This is a genomic window from Pseudomonas sp. GCEP-101, assembly GCF_025133575.1.
In the GTDB taxonomy this organism is placed as follows: domain Bacteria; phylum Pseudomonadota; class Gammaproteobacteria; order Pseudomonadales; family Pseudomonadaceae; genus Pseudomonas; species Pseudomonas nitroreducens_B.
Window position 1 is genome coordinate 4,078,415 of record NZ_CP104011.1, and the last position, 15,197, is coordinate 4,093,611.

General features: G+C 66.5%; 11 protein-coding genes. 9 read left to right on the forward strand and 2 right to left on the reverse strand.

All coding sequences use genetic code 11. The annotated features are described in order from the left end of the window. Positions 1-59 precede the first annotated feature (59 nt). Positions 60-1,685: a lytic transglycosylase gene (locus tag N0B71_RS18780; RefSeq protein WP_259754206.1), complete on the reverse strand. Its 1,626-nt coding sequence runs from the start codon at positions 1,683-1,685 to the stop codon at positions 60-62. Between the two features lie 79 nt (positions 1,686-1,764). After that, positions 1,765-2,544: a hydroxyacylglutathione hydrolase gene (gene gloB / locus N0B71_RS18785; protein WP_259754207.1), complete on the reverse strand. Its 780-nt coding sequence runs from the start codon at positions 2,542-2,544 to the stop codon at positions 1,765-1,767. An 89-nt stretch (positions 2,545-2,633) separates the two neighbouring features. Between gloB and N0B71_RS18790 the strand changes: the two genes are divergently transcribed. From N0B71_RS18790 to nudC, 9 genes are all read left to right on the forward strand, one after another. Then, complete coding sequence (locus N0B71_RS18790) at positions 2,634-3,389, forward strand: class I SAM-dependent methyltransferase (RefSeq protein ID WP_026079125.1); 756 nt, start codon at positions 2,634-2,636, stop codon at positions 3,387-3,389. An 11-nt stretch (positions 3,390-3,400) separates the two neighbouring features. Further along, positions 3,401-3,844 (forward strand): ribonuclease HI, encoded by a 444-nt coding sequence (gene rnhA, locus N0B71_RS18795; protein WP_259754208.1) that lies wholly within the window; start codon positions 3,401-3,403, stop codon positions 3,842-3,844. A gap of 72 nt (positions 3,845-3,916) precedes the next feature. Further along, complete coding sequence (dnaQ, locus tag N0B71_RS18800; RefSeq protein WP_259754209.1) at positions 3,917-4,654, forward strand: DNA polymerase III subunit epsilon; 738 nt, start codon at positions 3,917-3,919, stop codon at positions 4,652-4,654. Between the two features lie 766 nt (positions 4,655-5,420). Continuing rightward, positions 5,421-7,673, forward strand: coding sequence for an arginine/lysine/ornithine decarboxylase (locus tag N0B71_RS18805; protein WP_259754210.1), 2,253 nt, complete (start codon positions 5,421-5,423; stop codon positions 7,671-7,673). A 107-nt stretch (positions 7,674-7,780) separates the two neighbouring features. Continuing rightward, positions 7,781-9,967, forward strand: coding sequence for a putative bifunctional diguanylate cyclase/phosphodiesterase (locus N0B71_RS18810; protein WP_259754211.1), 2,187 nt, complete (start codon positions 7,781-7,783; stop codon positions 9,965-9,967). 231 nt (positions 9,968-10,198) lie between these two features. Then, on the forward strand, positions 10,199-11,542 hold the full coding sequence (locus N0B71_RS18815; protein ID WP_259754212.1) for an amino acid permease: 1,344 nt from the start codon (positions 10,199-10,201) through the stop codon (positions 11,540-11,542). 249 nt (positions 11,543-11,791) lie between these two features. After that, entirely contained in the window at positions 11,792-12,604 is an 813-nt protein-coding gene (locus N0B71_RS18820; RefSeq protein ID WP_259754213.1) for a crotonase/enoyl-CoA hydratase family protein, read from the forward strand. A 42-nt stretch (positions 12,605-12,646) separates the two neighbouring features. Continuing rightward, positions 12,647-14,320 (forward strand): ferrous iron transporter B, encoded by a 1,674-nt coding sequence (locus N0B71_RS18825; RefSeq protein ID WP_259754214.1) that lies wholly within the window; start codon positions 12,647-12,649, stop codon positions 14,318-14,320. Beyond that, a complete protein-coding gene (gene nudC, locus N0B71_RS18830; protein WP_259754215.1) occupies positions 14,320-15,159 on the forward strand; it encodes an NAD(+) diphosphatase in 840 nt (279 codons plus the stop codon). Before N0B71_RS18825 ends, nudC begins: the two co-directional genes overlap by 1 nt. Positions 15,160-15,197: the final 38 nt, after the last annotated feature.

Consider the following 15,197-nt stretch of genomic DNA (forward strand, 5'->3'; position numbering starts at 1 on the left):
TTGTCCTGGCTGCCAGAAGAGAGGCGGCCGGGGCTGTGCGCCCCGGCGCAAGGTGACACTCAGCGGCTGGCGGTGCCCAGGTACAGCGTCAGTGTCTGGCCGGGCTTCAGCGCCTTGCCGGTACGCGGGTTCCAGCGCTGGATGTGCTGCGTCTCGACGTTGAAGCGCTTGGCGATCATGGAAATCGAGTCGCCTTGCTTGACCTTGTAATAGGTCGCGGTTTCCTGCTTCGCCTTGCCTTTGCTGCTGGCGGCGGCCAGTTGGGTGGCGGCGGCGCTCTGCAGCTTGAGGGTCTGGCCGGGCTTGACGCCGTGGCTGTCCAGGCCGTTCCAGCGCTTGAGATCGGCAACGTCGACGCCGTTCTTCTTGGCGATGTTCCACAGGGTGTCGCCGTTCTTCACGGTGTAGCTGCGCGTGGCGACGCGGGCGCTGGCGATGGTCTTCGAGCTTTCCACCTGGGCCAGTTGGCGCGGGCTCTCCGGCTCGATGGTGGGGCGGCCCGGCTGGCCGGGGATGACCAGGGTCTGGCCGTTGCGCAGACGGTTGGCGCTCAGGCGGTTGGCCGCCTTGAGCTCGGCCACGCTGAGGCGGTAGCGCTGCGCGATGCTGTGCAGGCTGTCGCCCTTGCGCACGCGGTAGTGACTGCCGGAGCTGGCGACGGTGGTCACCAGGGGCTTGAGCTGCACCGGCTCCAGGTTGGCCACGCCGGCCTTGAGCGAATCGGCCTTGGCCAGCGGCACCAGCAGGTGATGCGGGCCGTCCAGGGTCACGCCGCGCTTGAAGGCGGGGTTGAGCTGCTGCAGCTCGTCCTGGTCGAGGTCCGCGGCGGCGGCGACCTGGGACAGGTCCAGGCCCGGCTTGACGCGGATCGAGGTGAAGTAGGGCTGGTTGGCGATCGGGCTGAGGTTGATGCCGTAGATGGTCGGGGCGTTCACCAGCTGCGACAGGGCCAGCAGCTTGGGCACGTAGTCCTGGGTTTCCTGCGGCAGCGGCAGGTTCCAGTAGTCGGTGGGCAGACCGAGGCGCTCGTTGCGCTCGATCGCGCGGCTGACGGTGCCTTCACCGGCGTTGTAGGCGGCCAGGGCGAGCAGCCAGTCGCCGTTGAACATGTCGTGCAGGCGACCCAGGTAGGTCAGCGCGGCGTTGGTCGACGCGGTGATATCGCGGCGACCGTCATAGAAGTTGGTCTGGCGCAGGTTGAAGTGCGTCCCGGTGCTCGGGATGAACTGCCACAGGCCCACGGCCTGGGCACGCGACACGGCCATCGGGTTGTACGAGCTCTCGATCATCGGCAACAGTGCCAGTTCCAGCGGCATGTCGCGCTCTTCCAGGCGCTCGACGATGTAATGCATGTACGGCGCGCCGCGTTCGCTGGCGTTTTCCAGGAACGACTGGTTGCTCATGAACCACAGGCGCTGGCGCTCGATGCGCGGGTTGGTGTTGAGCTGGTCCTGCAGTTGGAAGCCGCCGCGCATGCGTCCCCAGATATCGTTCTGGGCTTGGTTCCAGGCGGGGTTGAACTGCATGTCCACGGCACGTGGCGCGATGCGCACGGGGCTGGGCTTGCTGGACACCTGGCCGGTCGACTGGCAGCCGGCCAGGCCCGCGGCGAGCAGTACAATAGAGACTCGGATGGCACGTGCCAATGCGTCTAGATCGGAGGTCTTGCTAGTCTTTGGCGGCATTGGCTGATGACTTGGTCCGGGGCAAAAATTTCGGGGATTCTAGAAATCGCGCCGGCGCTGGTCAAGATTTCGCCAGGTCTCAAAACTGGTCCTTCCAGCGGCGAATGGTCGCAAAGACCTCCTCCGGCGTGCGGATTTGCTGGCCGTTCCGCTCGTCGGCCATTTTCTTAACGGATGTTTCCGATACGCGAAGGAACGGATTCGTCGCCCTTTCTAGGGCAATGGAAGAAGGAAGGCTGATCCTGCCCTGTTCGCGCCAGCGCGTGACTTCCTCGAAGCGTGCCCGCACCTGCGGGTTCTCCGGTTCCACCGCGCAGGCGAAGCGCAGGTTGCTCAGGGTGTACTCGTGGGCGCAGTACACCGCGGTGCGGTCGGGCAGGGCGGCCAGGCGGCTCAGCGAGGCATGCATCTGCGCCGGCGTGCCTTCGAACAGGCGGCCGCAGCCGGCGGCGAACAGTGTGTCGCCACAGAACAGCAGGGGATGCTCTGCATCGGCATGGAAGTAGGCGATGTGCCCCAGGGTGTGGCCCGGCACGTGGATGACCTCGAACGCCAGGCCGAGCACGGTGACGCGGTCGCCGTCTTCCAGCGCCACGTCGCGCTGCGGGATCTTCTCCCCGGCCGGGCCCAGCACGCGGGCACCGGTTTCCGCCTTGAGGCGGGCGACGCCGCCGACGTGGTCGGCATGGTGGTGGGTGATGATGATGTCGGTCAGCGTCCAGCCGGGATGGGCCTGCAGCCATTGCTCGACCGGCGCCGCATCACCCGGGTCGACCACCGCGCATTCGCGGCGGGTCACATCCTGCAACAGCCAGAGGTAGTTGTCGGAAAAGGCGGGCAGAGCGTCTATCTGTATCATGGGTGGAAAGTCGCCAAGTGGTGGGCATTGGCGCATAGTAGTGCGGATACGCACATTTGTGTCGCGCTGTCCCACAGGGGGTAGTGATGATCGAAGAACCTTTCGCCCAGGCCGACGCCGATTGGCTGGAGCTGATCGACCAGGCCCGGCACTGGCTGTCCGGGCCGATCGGCGGAATGATGCTCGCCGAAGAGCAGCAATTGCTGATCGATGAGCTGGAGCGCTATTTCGGCGGTTACCTGGTGCACTACGGGCCCCATGCCCAGTTGCCGGCCAGCGTCGGTAACATCCAGCGCGGCGTGCGCCTGGGCCCGCCGCTGCCGGGCGTGGAGATTGCCTGTGACGAGGCCGCGTGGCCGCTGGGCGAGCATGCCGCCGACGTGGTGCTGCTGCACCATGGCCTGGATTTCTGCCTGTCCCCGCACCGCCTGCTGCGCGAAGCCGCGCGCAGCGTGCGCCCGGGTGGCCACCTGCTGGTGGTCGGGGTGAACCCCTGGAGCGCCTGGGGCATTCGCCATTACTTCGCCCGCGATGCCTTGCGCCGCGCCCGCTGCATCTCGCCTAACCGGGTCTGCGACTGGCTCAACCTGCTGGGCTTCGCGCTGGAGAAACGCCGCTTCGGGTGTTATCGTCCGCCGCTTGCATCGGCGAAATGGCAGGGCCGTCTGGCCCGCATGGAGACCTGGGGACCGGTCCTGCAGGGCTCCGGCGCCGGCTTCTATCTATTGGTGGCACGTAAGCTGGTGGTCGGTCTGCGGCCCCTGCGTCAGCCCCGTCGCGAGCCGCGCGGCCAATTGGTGCCGCTGCCGGTGGCCAAGGTCAGTCGTCGCGATTCCGAGTCCTGAAAGCGAGCCAAATGAGCGAAGAGAAAGTCGAGATCTACACCGACGGCGCCTGCAAGGGCAACCCCGGGCCGGGTGGCTGGGGCGCCGTGCTGTTCTACAAGGGCGCGGAGCGTGAACTGTGGGGCGGCGAGGCCGAAACCACCAACAACCGCATGGAACTGATGGCCGCCATCATGGCCCTGGCCGCGCTCAAGCGGCGTTGCGACGTGCGCATCGTCACCGACTCGCAGTACGTCATGCAGGGCATCACCGAGTGGATGGTCAACTGGAAGAAGCGCGGCTGGAAGACCGCCGCCAAGCAGCCGGTGAAGAACGCCGACCTGTGGCAGGCGCTGGACGAGCAGGTGAACCGGCATAATGTCGAATGGCGCTGGGTGCGCGGCCACACCGGCCACCCCGGCAACGAACGCGCCGACATGCTCGCCAACCGTGGCGTGAGCGAACTGCCGCGCTGAGCGGCCGGCCTTGGGAATCAAAGCAGCCCGGCGTAGCCCGGGCTGATCAACCGCAAGAAGGTTTCACACAGAATGCGCAGCGTCGTACTCGATACTGAAACGACCGGTATGCCGGTCACCGACGGCCACCGGATCATCGAGATCGGTTGCGTCGAGCTCGAAGGCCGCCGTCTCACCGGCCGGCACTTCCACGTCTACCTGCAACCCGATCGCGAGATCGACGAAGGCGCGATCGCGGTGCACGGCATCACCAACGAATACGTCAAGGACATGCCGCGCTTTCGCGAGGTGGCCAACGACTTCTTCGAGTTCATCAACGGCGCGCAGCTGATCATCCACAACGCGGCGTTCGACGTTGGCTTCATCAACAACGAATTCGCCCTGATCGGCCAGACCGAGCGCGCGGAAGTCAGCGACTACTGCTCGATCCTCGATACCCTGCTGATGGCCCGCGAACGCCATCCGGGCCAGCGCAACAACCTCGACGCCCTGTGCAAGCGCTATGGCGTCGACAACTCCGGCCGTGACCTGCACGGCGCACTGCTCGACGCCGAGATTCTCGCCGACGTCTACCTGGCGATGACCGGTGGCCAGACCAGCCTCTCGCTGGCCGGCAATGGCACCGAGGGCGATGGCAGTGGGCGCGCCACGGCGACGGCGATTCGTCGCCTGGCGGCCGAGCGGGCGCTGACTCGGGTGATCCGGGCTACTGATGAAGAGATCGAGGCGCACATCGCGCGCCTGGCGGTGATCGAGAAGTCCGCTGGCGGCCCGTCGTTGTGGGCGCAGATGGAGGCGCCGAAGGAATGATCCTTCGTGCTGCATGAAGAAGGCCCCTGAACAGGGGTCTTTTGTTTTTCGTAGGAGCGAGCTCGCTCGCGAACCGCCCAGCTCCGGTGCCGCCGGCTGATCCTCGATTCTTTCGTAGGAGCGGACCTTGTCCGCGAAATCCCCGCGGCTCGATCCCATCACGAAATGCCGCAGCCCGGCGCACCATTGTAGGAGCGGGCCATGCCCGCGAACCGCCGGCAGGGCCGGCGCCGTCCTCTGCTCGGATGCTGATCCTGTTTCGCTGCGTTGACCTGGGTGTTTCCGCGCCGCTTCGATGTGCGCCCAGGCTCTGTGTTTCGCCCCCTCGGGCGACCTACTTTGGCAAACGCCCCAAAGTAGGCAAAGGTCTTGCCCCGGACATCCGGTTTTTCGCCTAGGCGAAAAATTCCCTCGCTCCAGCGAAGTTTCAGGGGCCCGCCGCGACGGGCCATCCCTGGCCCATCGCGGCTCTCGCGGCATCCATGCCGCTCAACCCCTGAAACTCCGCTTTCACTCGGCCTTCTGAACGGGGCGGTCTGGAGTGCGCTGGCGTTTCTCTGGAAGTCTTTTAAAGCCAGAGCCAGAGCCAGAGCCAGAGCCAGAGCCAGAGCCAGAGCCCTAGCGAGACGCTCGGGTTTGCCGGGCTTCGCCTGTCACCCACGCGACGTTTTATTACAGCGGTCAGCCGGGCACATTCCCCTACATTCCGTGAGTCCATACTCTGAGAGGAATCGACGCCAGTCGTACGTCCATTCAGGGGCTCACAATGTACAAAGACTTGAAATTCCCCATCCTCATCGTTCATCGCGACATCAAGGCCGATACCGTGGCCGGCGATCGGGTGAGGGATATCGCGCGGGAGCTGGAGCAGGATGGGTTCAGCATCCTGTCCACCGCCAGCTCCGCCGAGGGACGTATCGTCGCCTCGACCCACCACGGCCTGGCCTGCATCCTGGTCGCCGCGGAGGGGGCAGGGGAGAATCAGCGGCTGCTGCAGGACGTGGTCGAGCTGATCCGCATGGCGCGGGTGCGCGCGCCGCAATTGCCGATCTTCGCCCTGGGCGAGCAGATGACCATCGAGAATGCCCCGGCCGAGTCCATGGCCGACCTGCACCAGCTGCGCGGCATCCTCTACCTGTTCGAAGACACTGTGCCCTTCCTCGCCCGGCAGGTCAGCCGTGCCGCACGCAAGTACCTGGAGGGGCTGCTGCCGCCGTTTTTCCGCGCACTGGTGGAACACACCGCGCAATCCAACTACTCCTGGCACACGCCCGGCCATGGCGGCGGCGTGGCCTATCGCAAGAGCCCGGTGGGGCAGGCGTTCCACCAGTTCTTCGGGGAAAACACCCTGCGCTCGGACCTCTCCGTCTCGGTGCCCGAGCTGGGCTCGCTGCTCGATCACACCGGCCCGCTGGCCGAGGCCGAAGCCCGCGCCGCGCGCAATTTCGGCGCGGACCACACCTTCTTCGTGATCAATGGCACGTCCACGGCGAACAAGATCGTCTGGCATTCCATGGTCTGCCGCGACGACCTGGTACTGGTGGACCGCAACTGCCACAAGTCGATCCTCCATGCGATCATCATGACCGGCGCCATCCCGCTGTACCTGACGCCCGAGCGCAATGAGCTGGGCATCATCGGGCCGATCCCGCTGGCGGAGTTCAGCCGCGAATCCATCGCTGCGAAGATCGCGGCCAGCCCGCTGGCGCGCGGGCGCGAGCCCAAGGTGAGGCTGGCGGTGGTGACCAACTCCACCTACGACGGGCTCTGCTACAACGCGCAGATGATCAAGCAGGCCCTGGGTGACAGCGTCGAGGTGCTGCATTTCGACGAGGCCTGGTACGCCTACGCGGCATTCCACGAGTTCTACCAGGGGCGCTACGGCATGGGCACCAGCCGCGACGACAGCGGCCCGCTGGTGTTCACCACCCACTCCACGCACAAGATGCTCGCCGCCTTCAGCCAGGCGTCGATGATCCACGTGCAGGACGCCGGCGCGCGGCGCTTCGAGCAGGCGCGCTTCAACGAAGCCTTCATGATGCACATCTCCACCTCGCCGCAGTACGGCATCATCGCCTCGCTGGACGTGGCCTCGGCGATGATGGAAGGCCCGGCGGGGCGTTCGCTGATCCAGGAAACCTTCGACGAAGCCCTGAGCTTCCGTCGCGCCCTGGCCAACGTGCGGCAGAACCTTGCCGAGGACGACTGGTGGTTCTGCGTCTGGCAACCGCCGGGCGTGGAGGGGACCGACGAGGTCAAGACCCGCGACTGGGTGCTGGAACCCAATGCCGACTGGCACGGCTTCGGCGACGCCGTGGAAGACTACGTGCTGCTCGACCCGATCAAGGTCACCCTGGCCACCCCGGGCCTGACCGCCGGCGGGCGCCTCGACTCGCGGGGCATTCCCGCGGCGGTGGTCAGCCGCTTCCTCTGGGAGCGCGGGCTGGTGGTGGAGAAAACCGGCCTGTATTCCTTCCTCGTGCTGTTCTCCATGGGCGTGACCAAGGGCAAGTGGAGCACCCTGGTCACCGAACTGCTGGAATTCAAGCGCAGCTACGATGCCAACCAGCCGCTGGCCGATGCGCTGCCCAGCGTCGCCCAGGCCGGCGGCGCACGCTATGCCGGCATGGGCCTGCGCGACCTCTGCGACGAGCTGCACCGCTGCTACCGCGACCACGCCACCGCCAAGGCGATGAAACGCATGTACACGGTGCTCCCGGAAATCGCCATGCGCCCGGCGGATGCCTACGCCCAACTGGTGCGCGGCGAAGTGGAGGCAGTGCCCATCGATCAACTGGAGGGACGCATCGCCGCGGTGATGCTGGTGCCCTATCCGCCGGGCATTCCGCTGATCATGCCGGGCGAGCGGTTTACCGAATCCACCCGTTCCATCCTCGATTATCTGGCGTTTGCGCAGAGTTTCGAGCGCACCTTCCCCGGCTTCGATTCCGACGTCCACGGCCTGCAGATACGCGAGGTAGACGGGCAGAAGCGCTACACCGTGGAATGCTGCAAATGACCGTCCGGCTCCTGGCGGGGGCGACATACATCACTGTATGAAAAGTGGAACTATCCTTGAGCGCATCGGTAAAGGGAGAAATTGAGGAAAAAGGGAGGTTTCCCCCCATGCGCTGTCCCGTGACGTTGCCGAACGAGAGCGAACGCCTGAGTGCGCTCTCCGAATACGGTTTCGATGACGAGAGCCTGCTGCCCAGCCTGGACCCGGTGGTGCAGATTGCCATACGCATGTTCGGCATGCCGGTCGCGGCAGTGAACATGATCGGTAGCGACCATGTTTTCTTCGCCGCCGCCACCGGCATTGGCGAGGTGGACATGGGCCGCGATGTGTCCTTCTGCGCCCATGCCATCGCCCAGGATGGCGTGATGGTGGTGGGAGACGCCAGCCGCGACGAGCGTTTCCACGACAACCCCCTGGTGACGGCGCCCAATGGCGTGCGCTTCTACGCCGGCGTGCCGCTGTTGTCGGTGCAGGGGCAGCCCCTGGGGGCGCTGTGCGTGATCGACAGCCAGCCCCACGAGGACTTTTCCCCCCAGGACCGTGAACGCCTGGTCGAACTGGCGCGCATGGCGTCGGACCGGCTCGAGTTGCGCCGCATCGAAGTGGCCTCGTCGCGCACCCGGCCCCTGTTCGAGGAGTACGCCGGCACTTCGCCGACGCCAGTGGTGTGGTTCGACTGCTGGGGCGAGATCGCCGCCTGGAACGAAGCGGCGGCCAACCTGTTCGGCTATGACCTGGCCGAAGGCAGCGGCCAGGCCTTCGAGCTGCTGCTGCCCGAGTCCCAGCGCGCGGCGTTTCGCGCCCTGATCAACGGCGCCAGCGATGCCACGTCCCTGGACGGCATGGCGGTGCCGGGGGAGATCGCCGGCCTGCGCAAGGACGGCTCCGAGCTGTCCCTGGGCCTGACGCTGTTCAGTTGGTCGGAGCGGGGCAAGCTCAAGTTCGAAGCCGTGCTCAAGGACCTCACCGCCCAGCACCAGGAAGAGGAAGCGCTGCGCCAACTGGCCAGTGTCGACGTGCTCACCGGGCTGGCCAACCGCGGCCAGTTCTACCGGCGCACCGAGGACATCCTGGTGCAGTCGCGCCCGGCGGCGGTGCTGATGATCGACCTGGACGGCTTCAAGGACGTCAATGATTCGCTTGGCCACGCCGTGGGCGACGGCATCCTGCGCCAGGTCGCGCAGCGCCTGGACCGGCTGGCCACCGCCGGCGCCACCGTGGCGCGCATCGGCGGCGACGAGTTCGCCATCCTCGAGCCGAACCTGCTCTCACCCGAGCACGCCATGCGTTTCGCTCAGGCGGTGATCGCCAGCATTGCCGAGCCGATCATCATCGACGCCCACGAAGTGCGGGTCGCCGCCAGCTGCGGCGTGGCGCTGGCTCCGCTGCACGCCCAGGAGGCCCTGGAGCTGGTGGGCGACGCGGATCTTGCGCTGTTCAAGGCCAAGAGCAGCGGGCGCAGCCATGCGTTCGTGTTCGTCCCGGCGCTGAAGATGGAAGCGGCGGCGCGGCATCTCTACGGCATGGAGTTGCACCGCGCCGTGGCCAACGGCGAGTTCCTGCTGTTCTACCAACCCCAGATCAGCCTGCGCGATGGCTCCCTGCGTGGCGCCGAGGCGCTGATCCGCTGGCAGCACCCGCAACGCGGCCTGCTGTCGCCGGCCGCGTTCCTGCCCTCGCTGGAGGGCGGGCCGCTGGCGGCCATCGTCGGCGCCTGGATTCTCGATGAAGCCTGCGCCCAGGCGGCCTATTGGCGGCGCAATGGCGCGCCGGACCTGCGCATGGGCGTGAACCTGTTCGGCGCGCAGTTCCGCATGGGCAACCTGGTCACCCAGGTCCTCGAGGCGCTGGAGCGGCACGGCTTGCCGGCGGAGGCGCTGGAGCTGGAGATCACCGAGAACATCGTGCTCAACCACGACGACACGGTGCTCAGCACCTTACAGAGCCTGCGCTCCTACGGCGTCGGCATCGCCTTCGACGACTTCGGTACCGGCTACGCCTCGCTCAGCCTGCTCAAGACCTACCCGCTCTCGCGCATCAAGATCGACCGCACGTTCGTCATCGGCATGCTGGAGACCCAGCAGGACCTGTCGGTGATTCGCGCGATCCTCGACATGGCCCGCAGTTTCGACCTGGAGACCATTGCCGAGGGCATCGAGACCTCTGCCCAGCGTGACCGCCTGCGTGTCGAACGCTGTACCGAAGGGCAGGGCTACCTGTTCGCCAAACCGATGCCGTCACTGCAGTTCGAGCAGCTCTACGAAATCGGTACGCGCAAGGTCGGCTCCGCCTGAGGGGCGGATTTTCCGCAGCGGCATTGACCGCGCAGGGCGAAATCGCTCGAAACGGGCGATATCGACCTGCAAAACGCTTTCCTCCTTGGCCCAGCGCTGTCTACCCTGTAGGACATATCGCCGCTCTGCGACTTCTCTGTAAGAAGAGAGCCTGTAAGAAGAGCTGGGCAAATCGTCCGACGGCAGAGCGATAACACGACAATAGAGATCGCGGGCTTCTAAGGAGCGCAGATGGCGGAAGGGAAAAAGGGCAGCATGGGGTTCTGGAGCTGCACCGCGCTGGTGATTGGCAACATGGTGGGCTCGGGGGTGTTCCTGCTGCCATCGAGCCTGGCGGCGTTCGGCGGGCTCAGCCTGTTCGGCTGGCTGGTGTCGAGCACCGGGGCGGTGATCCTGGCCTTCACCTTCGCCCGACTGGCACGGCTCAACCCCGGCGCCGGCGGACCCTACGCCTATACGCGCGATGGCTTCGGCAGCTTCGCCGGCTACCTCTGCGCCTGGACCTACTGGAAGGCCGCGTGGATCGGCAACGCCGCCATCGCCGTCACGCTCGTGGGGTACCTGCGGGTGTTCATCCCGGCGCTCGCCGACCCGCTGCTGATGGTCGCCACCGCGATCGGCGCGATCTGGCTGTGCACCCTGATCAACCTGCGCGGCATCACCGCCTTCGCCGTGGTGCAGAACAGCCTGACCGCCCTCAAGCTGATCCCGCTGCTGCTGGTGGGCATCCTCGGCTGGTTCCATTTCAACCCCGACTACCTGACCATTCCCGCACCCAGCGAACTGCCGGGCATGGGCTATGCCCAGGCCATCGCCACCACGGCGGCGCTGACGCTCTGGTCGTTCATCGGCCTGGAGTCGGCGACCGTGCCGGCGGACGATGTGCGCGATCCGAAGAGGACCATTCCCCGCGCCACCTTGTTCGGCACTCTGGCCGCTGCCGCCGTGTACATCCTGTCGATCACCGCCGTGCAAGGCCTGATGCCGCCGGAAGTACTGGCCAAGTCCACCTCGCCGTTCGCCGACGCCGCGCGCATCCTGCTGGGCGACTGGGGCTACTACCTGGTGGCCGGCGGCGCGGTGATCGCCTGCCTGGGCGCGCTCAACGGCTGGGTATTGCTGCAGGGGCAGATCCCGGTGGCGCCGGCCCGCGACGGGCTGTTCCCCGAGTCCCTGGGCAAGCTCAACAAGAACGGTGCGCCGGCCAACGGCCTGCTGTCGTCCGGGCTGCTGGTCACCGCCCTGGTGATGGTCGATGGCCACGGCGAACTGGTGGAGGTGTTCAACGTCATCATCCTGCTCGGCACCATGACCGGCGTCGTTCCCTATGCCTTCTGCACCGCCGCGCTGCTGCAACTGCTGGCGGTGAAGCCGGAGTCCTTCTCGCCGCGCTCGCGGCCGCAGGTGCTGGCCATCGGTTGCCTGGGCTTCCTCTATTCCCTGTGGGCGCTCTATGGCACCGGGCAGCAGGCGATCTTCTGGGGCTTCCTGGTGCTGATGGCGGGTATCCCGATGTACACCTGGCGGCAATACCGCAACCGCGCCCAGGGGCTGTCGCTGACGGCGGGTGACTGAGAGCTGCGAACGCCGCGTTCCAGTCAGATCAAGCACTTGATGGGCGAATGGCGAGCGGATTCGCCGCCGATGCCGTGGCCTGTGTCACAGACCGCGGCATCGACTTTTGGTCTTGCCTTGTTATAGTGGCGCGATGCCAAATTTCTGTGCTCCACGCGAATAAACGACACATAAGAACTGTTGGCCCGGGCTCCAGCGGCAGCGCGCCGCACCCAGATGAGAAGCAGGGCAATCCCGAGGACCTTTCCCGTGACCGAATACAAAGCCTTCCGCGTTGAACTGGCGGACAAGATCGCCCATGTGCAGATCAACCGCCCGGAAAAGCTCAACGCGATGAACGCCGATTTCTGGAAGGAAATCATCGAAATCTTCCAATGGGCCGATGAAACGGATGAAGTCCGCGTCGTCGTCCTGAGCGGCGCCGGCAAACACTTCTCCGCCGGCATCGACCTCGCCCTGCTGGCCCAGGCCGCCAGCCACTTGGGCAAGGACGTCGGCCGCAACGCCCGCGCCCTGCGCAAGACCATCCTGCAGCTGCAGGGCTCCTTCAACGCCGTGGACAAGTGCAGCAAGCCCGTGCTCGCGGCCATCCAGGGCTACTGCATCGGCGGCGGCATCGACCTGATTTCCGCCTGCGACATGCGCTACTGCAGCGCCGATGCGCAGTTCTCCATCAAGGAAATCGACATGGGCATGGCCGCCGACGTCGGTACCCTGCAACGCCTGCCGCGCCTGATCGGTGACGGCATCATGCGCGAGCTGGCCTATACCGGGCGCAACGTCGATGCCGAGGAAGCCCGGCGCATCGGCCTGGTCAACAGCGTCTACGCCGACCACGCCGCGCTGCTGGACGGTGTGATGGGCCTGGCCCGGCAGATCGCTGCCAAGTCGCCGATCGCCATCCGCGGCACCAAGGAAATGATCGGCTACGCCCGCGACCACCGCGTCGAGGACGGCCTGGAATACATCGCCACCTGGAACGCCGCCATGCTGCAGTCCGCCGACCTGCAGGCCGCGATGATGGCGCACATGAGCAAGAAGACCCCCGAGTTCGCCGATTGATGTCCGTCCACTCTTCTTGCGCGCAGGAGGCGCACTAGGCCGATGGTTACTGGAGCCACGTCCCTCAGTCTGGTCCGCGACGAGCTGTTCGCGACGATGGAAGAGGCCGAGCAGAATCTCGAGCACTTCATCGCCGAGCGTCAGAACGGCAGCCTGCTGCAACATTCCGTCGATTGCCTGAGCCAGATTCGCGGCACGCTGAATCTGATCGAACTGGCGGGCGCCGAGCTGCTGGCGCAGGAAGCGCTGGACCTGGCCACCGACATCCCGGCCGGCGTCAGCGAAGACCGTGACGGCCAGCTGGCCGCGCTGGGCAACGCGCTCTACGTGCTGCGCCGCTACCTGGAAAACCTCGAGGCGCACCGCCAGGAAATCCCCGAGCTGCTGCTGCCGGCGATCAACGACGTGCGCCAGGCCGCCGGCCAGCCCGCGCTGCCGGAGAGCTTCTTCTTCAGCGCGCGCCTGGACCTGCCGCGCCCGCTGCGTGCGGTCACCGTGCCGCAGGTCGAAGACCCGGCCCGCGAAGTCCGCCGCCTGCGGCAGATGTACCAGGTGGGCCTGGTGGGGCTGATCCGCGAACAGAATCTCTACCCCAGCCTCAAGCTCATGGGGCGTGCGTTAGGCAAGCTCGACGTGCTGCTGGGCAGCGCCGCGCGCACCCGCCTGTGCTGGGTCGGCGCCGGCGCGCTGGAAGCGCTGGTGGACGCCCAGATGCTGCCGCGCAAGACGCGCAAGCAGGTGTTCGCGCGCCTGGACCGTGAGCTCAAGCAACTGATCGCCAATCCTCAGTACGAAGCGCCGCGCCAGTTGCTCAAGGAACTGCTCTATCTCATCACCCTGGCCGATACCAGCGGCGTGCGCGCCAGCGAATTGCGCCAGGTGTTCGGCCTGACGCCGCTGCCTTTCACCGACCACCTGCTCGAAGACGAATCGCAACGCCTGTCCGGCCCCGGCCAGTCGGTGATGCGCTCGCTGTCGGTGGCGATCCGCGAGGAGCTCACCGCGGTCAAGGACCAGCTCGACCTGATCGAGCGCGGCGTGTCCCAGGCCGACGCGCTGGGCCTGCTGCACACCCAGCTGGGCAAGCTGGCCAAGACCCTGGGCATGGTCGGCCTGAACTCCGCCGCCACCTCGCTGCAGCACCAGCACGGCGTGGTCGCCGGCTGGGTCGCCAAGGGAGCGGTGGACGACCCTGCCTCGCTCAACGCGCTGGCTGACGCGCTGCTCTACGTCGAGAGCATGGTCGGCAACCTGGAGCGGGGCGAGCGCTTGAGCGCGCGCCCGACGCCGGTGGGCGAGGACGATTCCTTCGCGGTGCACCAACTCGCCGAAGCGCGCATCGTGGTAATCGACGAAGCCCAGGCGGGGCTGGCGCTGGCCAAGCGCGCGATCACCGCGTACCTGGAATCCAACGGCGACAAGCTACACCTGGCCAACGTTCCGGTCAGCCTGCAGGCGGTGCGTGGCGGCCTGTGGTTCCTCGGCCAGGAGCGTGCGGCATTGCTCGTGGGCGCCTGTGCCGATTACATTCAGGGGCAGATGATCGAGACGACCCAGATGCCGTCCGAGCAGATGCTGGAGACCCTGGCGGATGCGCTGACCGGCCTGGAGTACTACCTGGAGGGTGGAGCGATGATGCGGCCTGAAGGCCAACCCGACGTCCTGGACGTCGCCAGCGAGAGCGTCAAGGCCCTGGGCCTGACGGTGGCAGCCTGATGCGCACCGGACGCTGGGAATCCGCCATGTTCGAGGTGGCGGCCAACGGTGGCTGGGCGCTTGCCCACTGCCAGCAGCAGTTCCTCGCCGACAGCAACGGCGTGCTGTTCCCCCGGGATTGGCTCAAGCGCCAGGACCTGTCGGTGCTTTCCGAGCACGCCGTCGGCCAGTTCGACGGCGAGCCGGTGTACTTGCTGGAGATCGACCGCACCGATCCGCTGGAAGGCGCCAGTTGGATCGGCCTGCGCCAGTTCATGATGCAGGCCGAGGAAGACATCTTCGCCATGCTCGGCTTCGCCAGCCAGATCGGCATCTGGTGGCGGCAGAACCGCTTCTGCGGCAGCTGCGGCCAGCCCAACCTGCGCATGCCCCGTGACCGCGCCATGCACTGCGAGAGCTGCGGCATCCAGCGCTACCCGCTGCTGTCGCCGAGCATGATCGTGCTGGTGACCCGCGGCGATGAAGTGCTGCTGGCGCGTTCGCCGCGCTTCGTGCCGGGGATGTACAGCACCCTGGCCGGCTTCGTCGAGCCCGGCGAGTCGGTGGAGCACTGTGTCGCCCGTGAGGTGCGCGAAGAAGTGGGCGTGGAGATCGGCAATATCCGCTACATGGGCAGCCAGCCCTGGCCGTTCCCGCATTCGCTGATGTTCGGCTACCACGCCGAGTACGTCAGCGGCGAGATCGTCATGCAGCCGGACGAGATCGAGGATGCCCGCTGGTTCCACGTCGATGAACTGCCGCGCCTGCCGGCCGAGCGCTCCATTGCGCGTTACCTGATCGAGGTCTACCTGGCGCGCCGCGCCGGTCGCCCCGATCCTGTCCTGCCCGGCGGCGCCTGACCCAGGCGCCGCGCCGTTCTGCCGACGCGCAGCAGATC

Bases quoted from the DNA above. Each gene is read 5' to 3' on its own strand.
- N0B71_RS18780 (WP_259754206.1), bottom strand. From the start codon at position 1,685: ATGCCGCCAAAGACTAGCAAGACCTCCGATCTAGACGCATTGGCACGT.
- gloB (WP_259754207.1), bottom strand. From the start codon at position 2,544: ATGATACAGATAGACGCTCTGCCCGCCTTTTCCGACAACTACCTCTGG.
- rnhA (WP_259754208.1), top strand. From the start codon at position 3,401: ATGAGCGAAGAGAAAGTCGAGATCTACACCGACGGCGCCTGCAAGGGC.
- dnaQ (WP_259754209.1), top strand. From the start codon at position 3,917: ATGCGCAGCGTCGTACTCGATACTGAAACGACCGGTATGCCGGTCACC.
- N0B71_RS18805 (WP_259754210.1), top strand. From the start codon at position 5,421: ATGTACAAAGACTTGAAATTCCCCATCCTCATCGTTCATCGCGACATC.
- N0B71_RS18810 (WP_259754211.1), top strand. From the start codon at position 7,781: ATGCGCTGTCCCGTGACGTTGCCGAACGAGAGCGAACGCCTGAGTGCG.
- N0B71_RS18815 (WP_259754212.1), top strand. From the start codon at position 10,199: ATGGCGGAAGGGAAAAAGGGCAGCATGGGGTTCTGGAGCTGCACCGCG.
- N0B71_RS18825 (WP_259754214.1), top strand. From the start codon at position 12,647: ATGGTTACTGGAGCCACGTCCCTCAGTCTGGTCCGCGACGAGCTGTTC.
- nudC (WP_259754215.1), top strand. From the start codon at position 14,320: ATGCGCACCGGACGCTGGGAATCCGCCATGTTCGAGGTGGCGGCCAAC.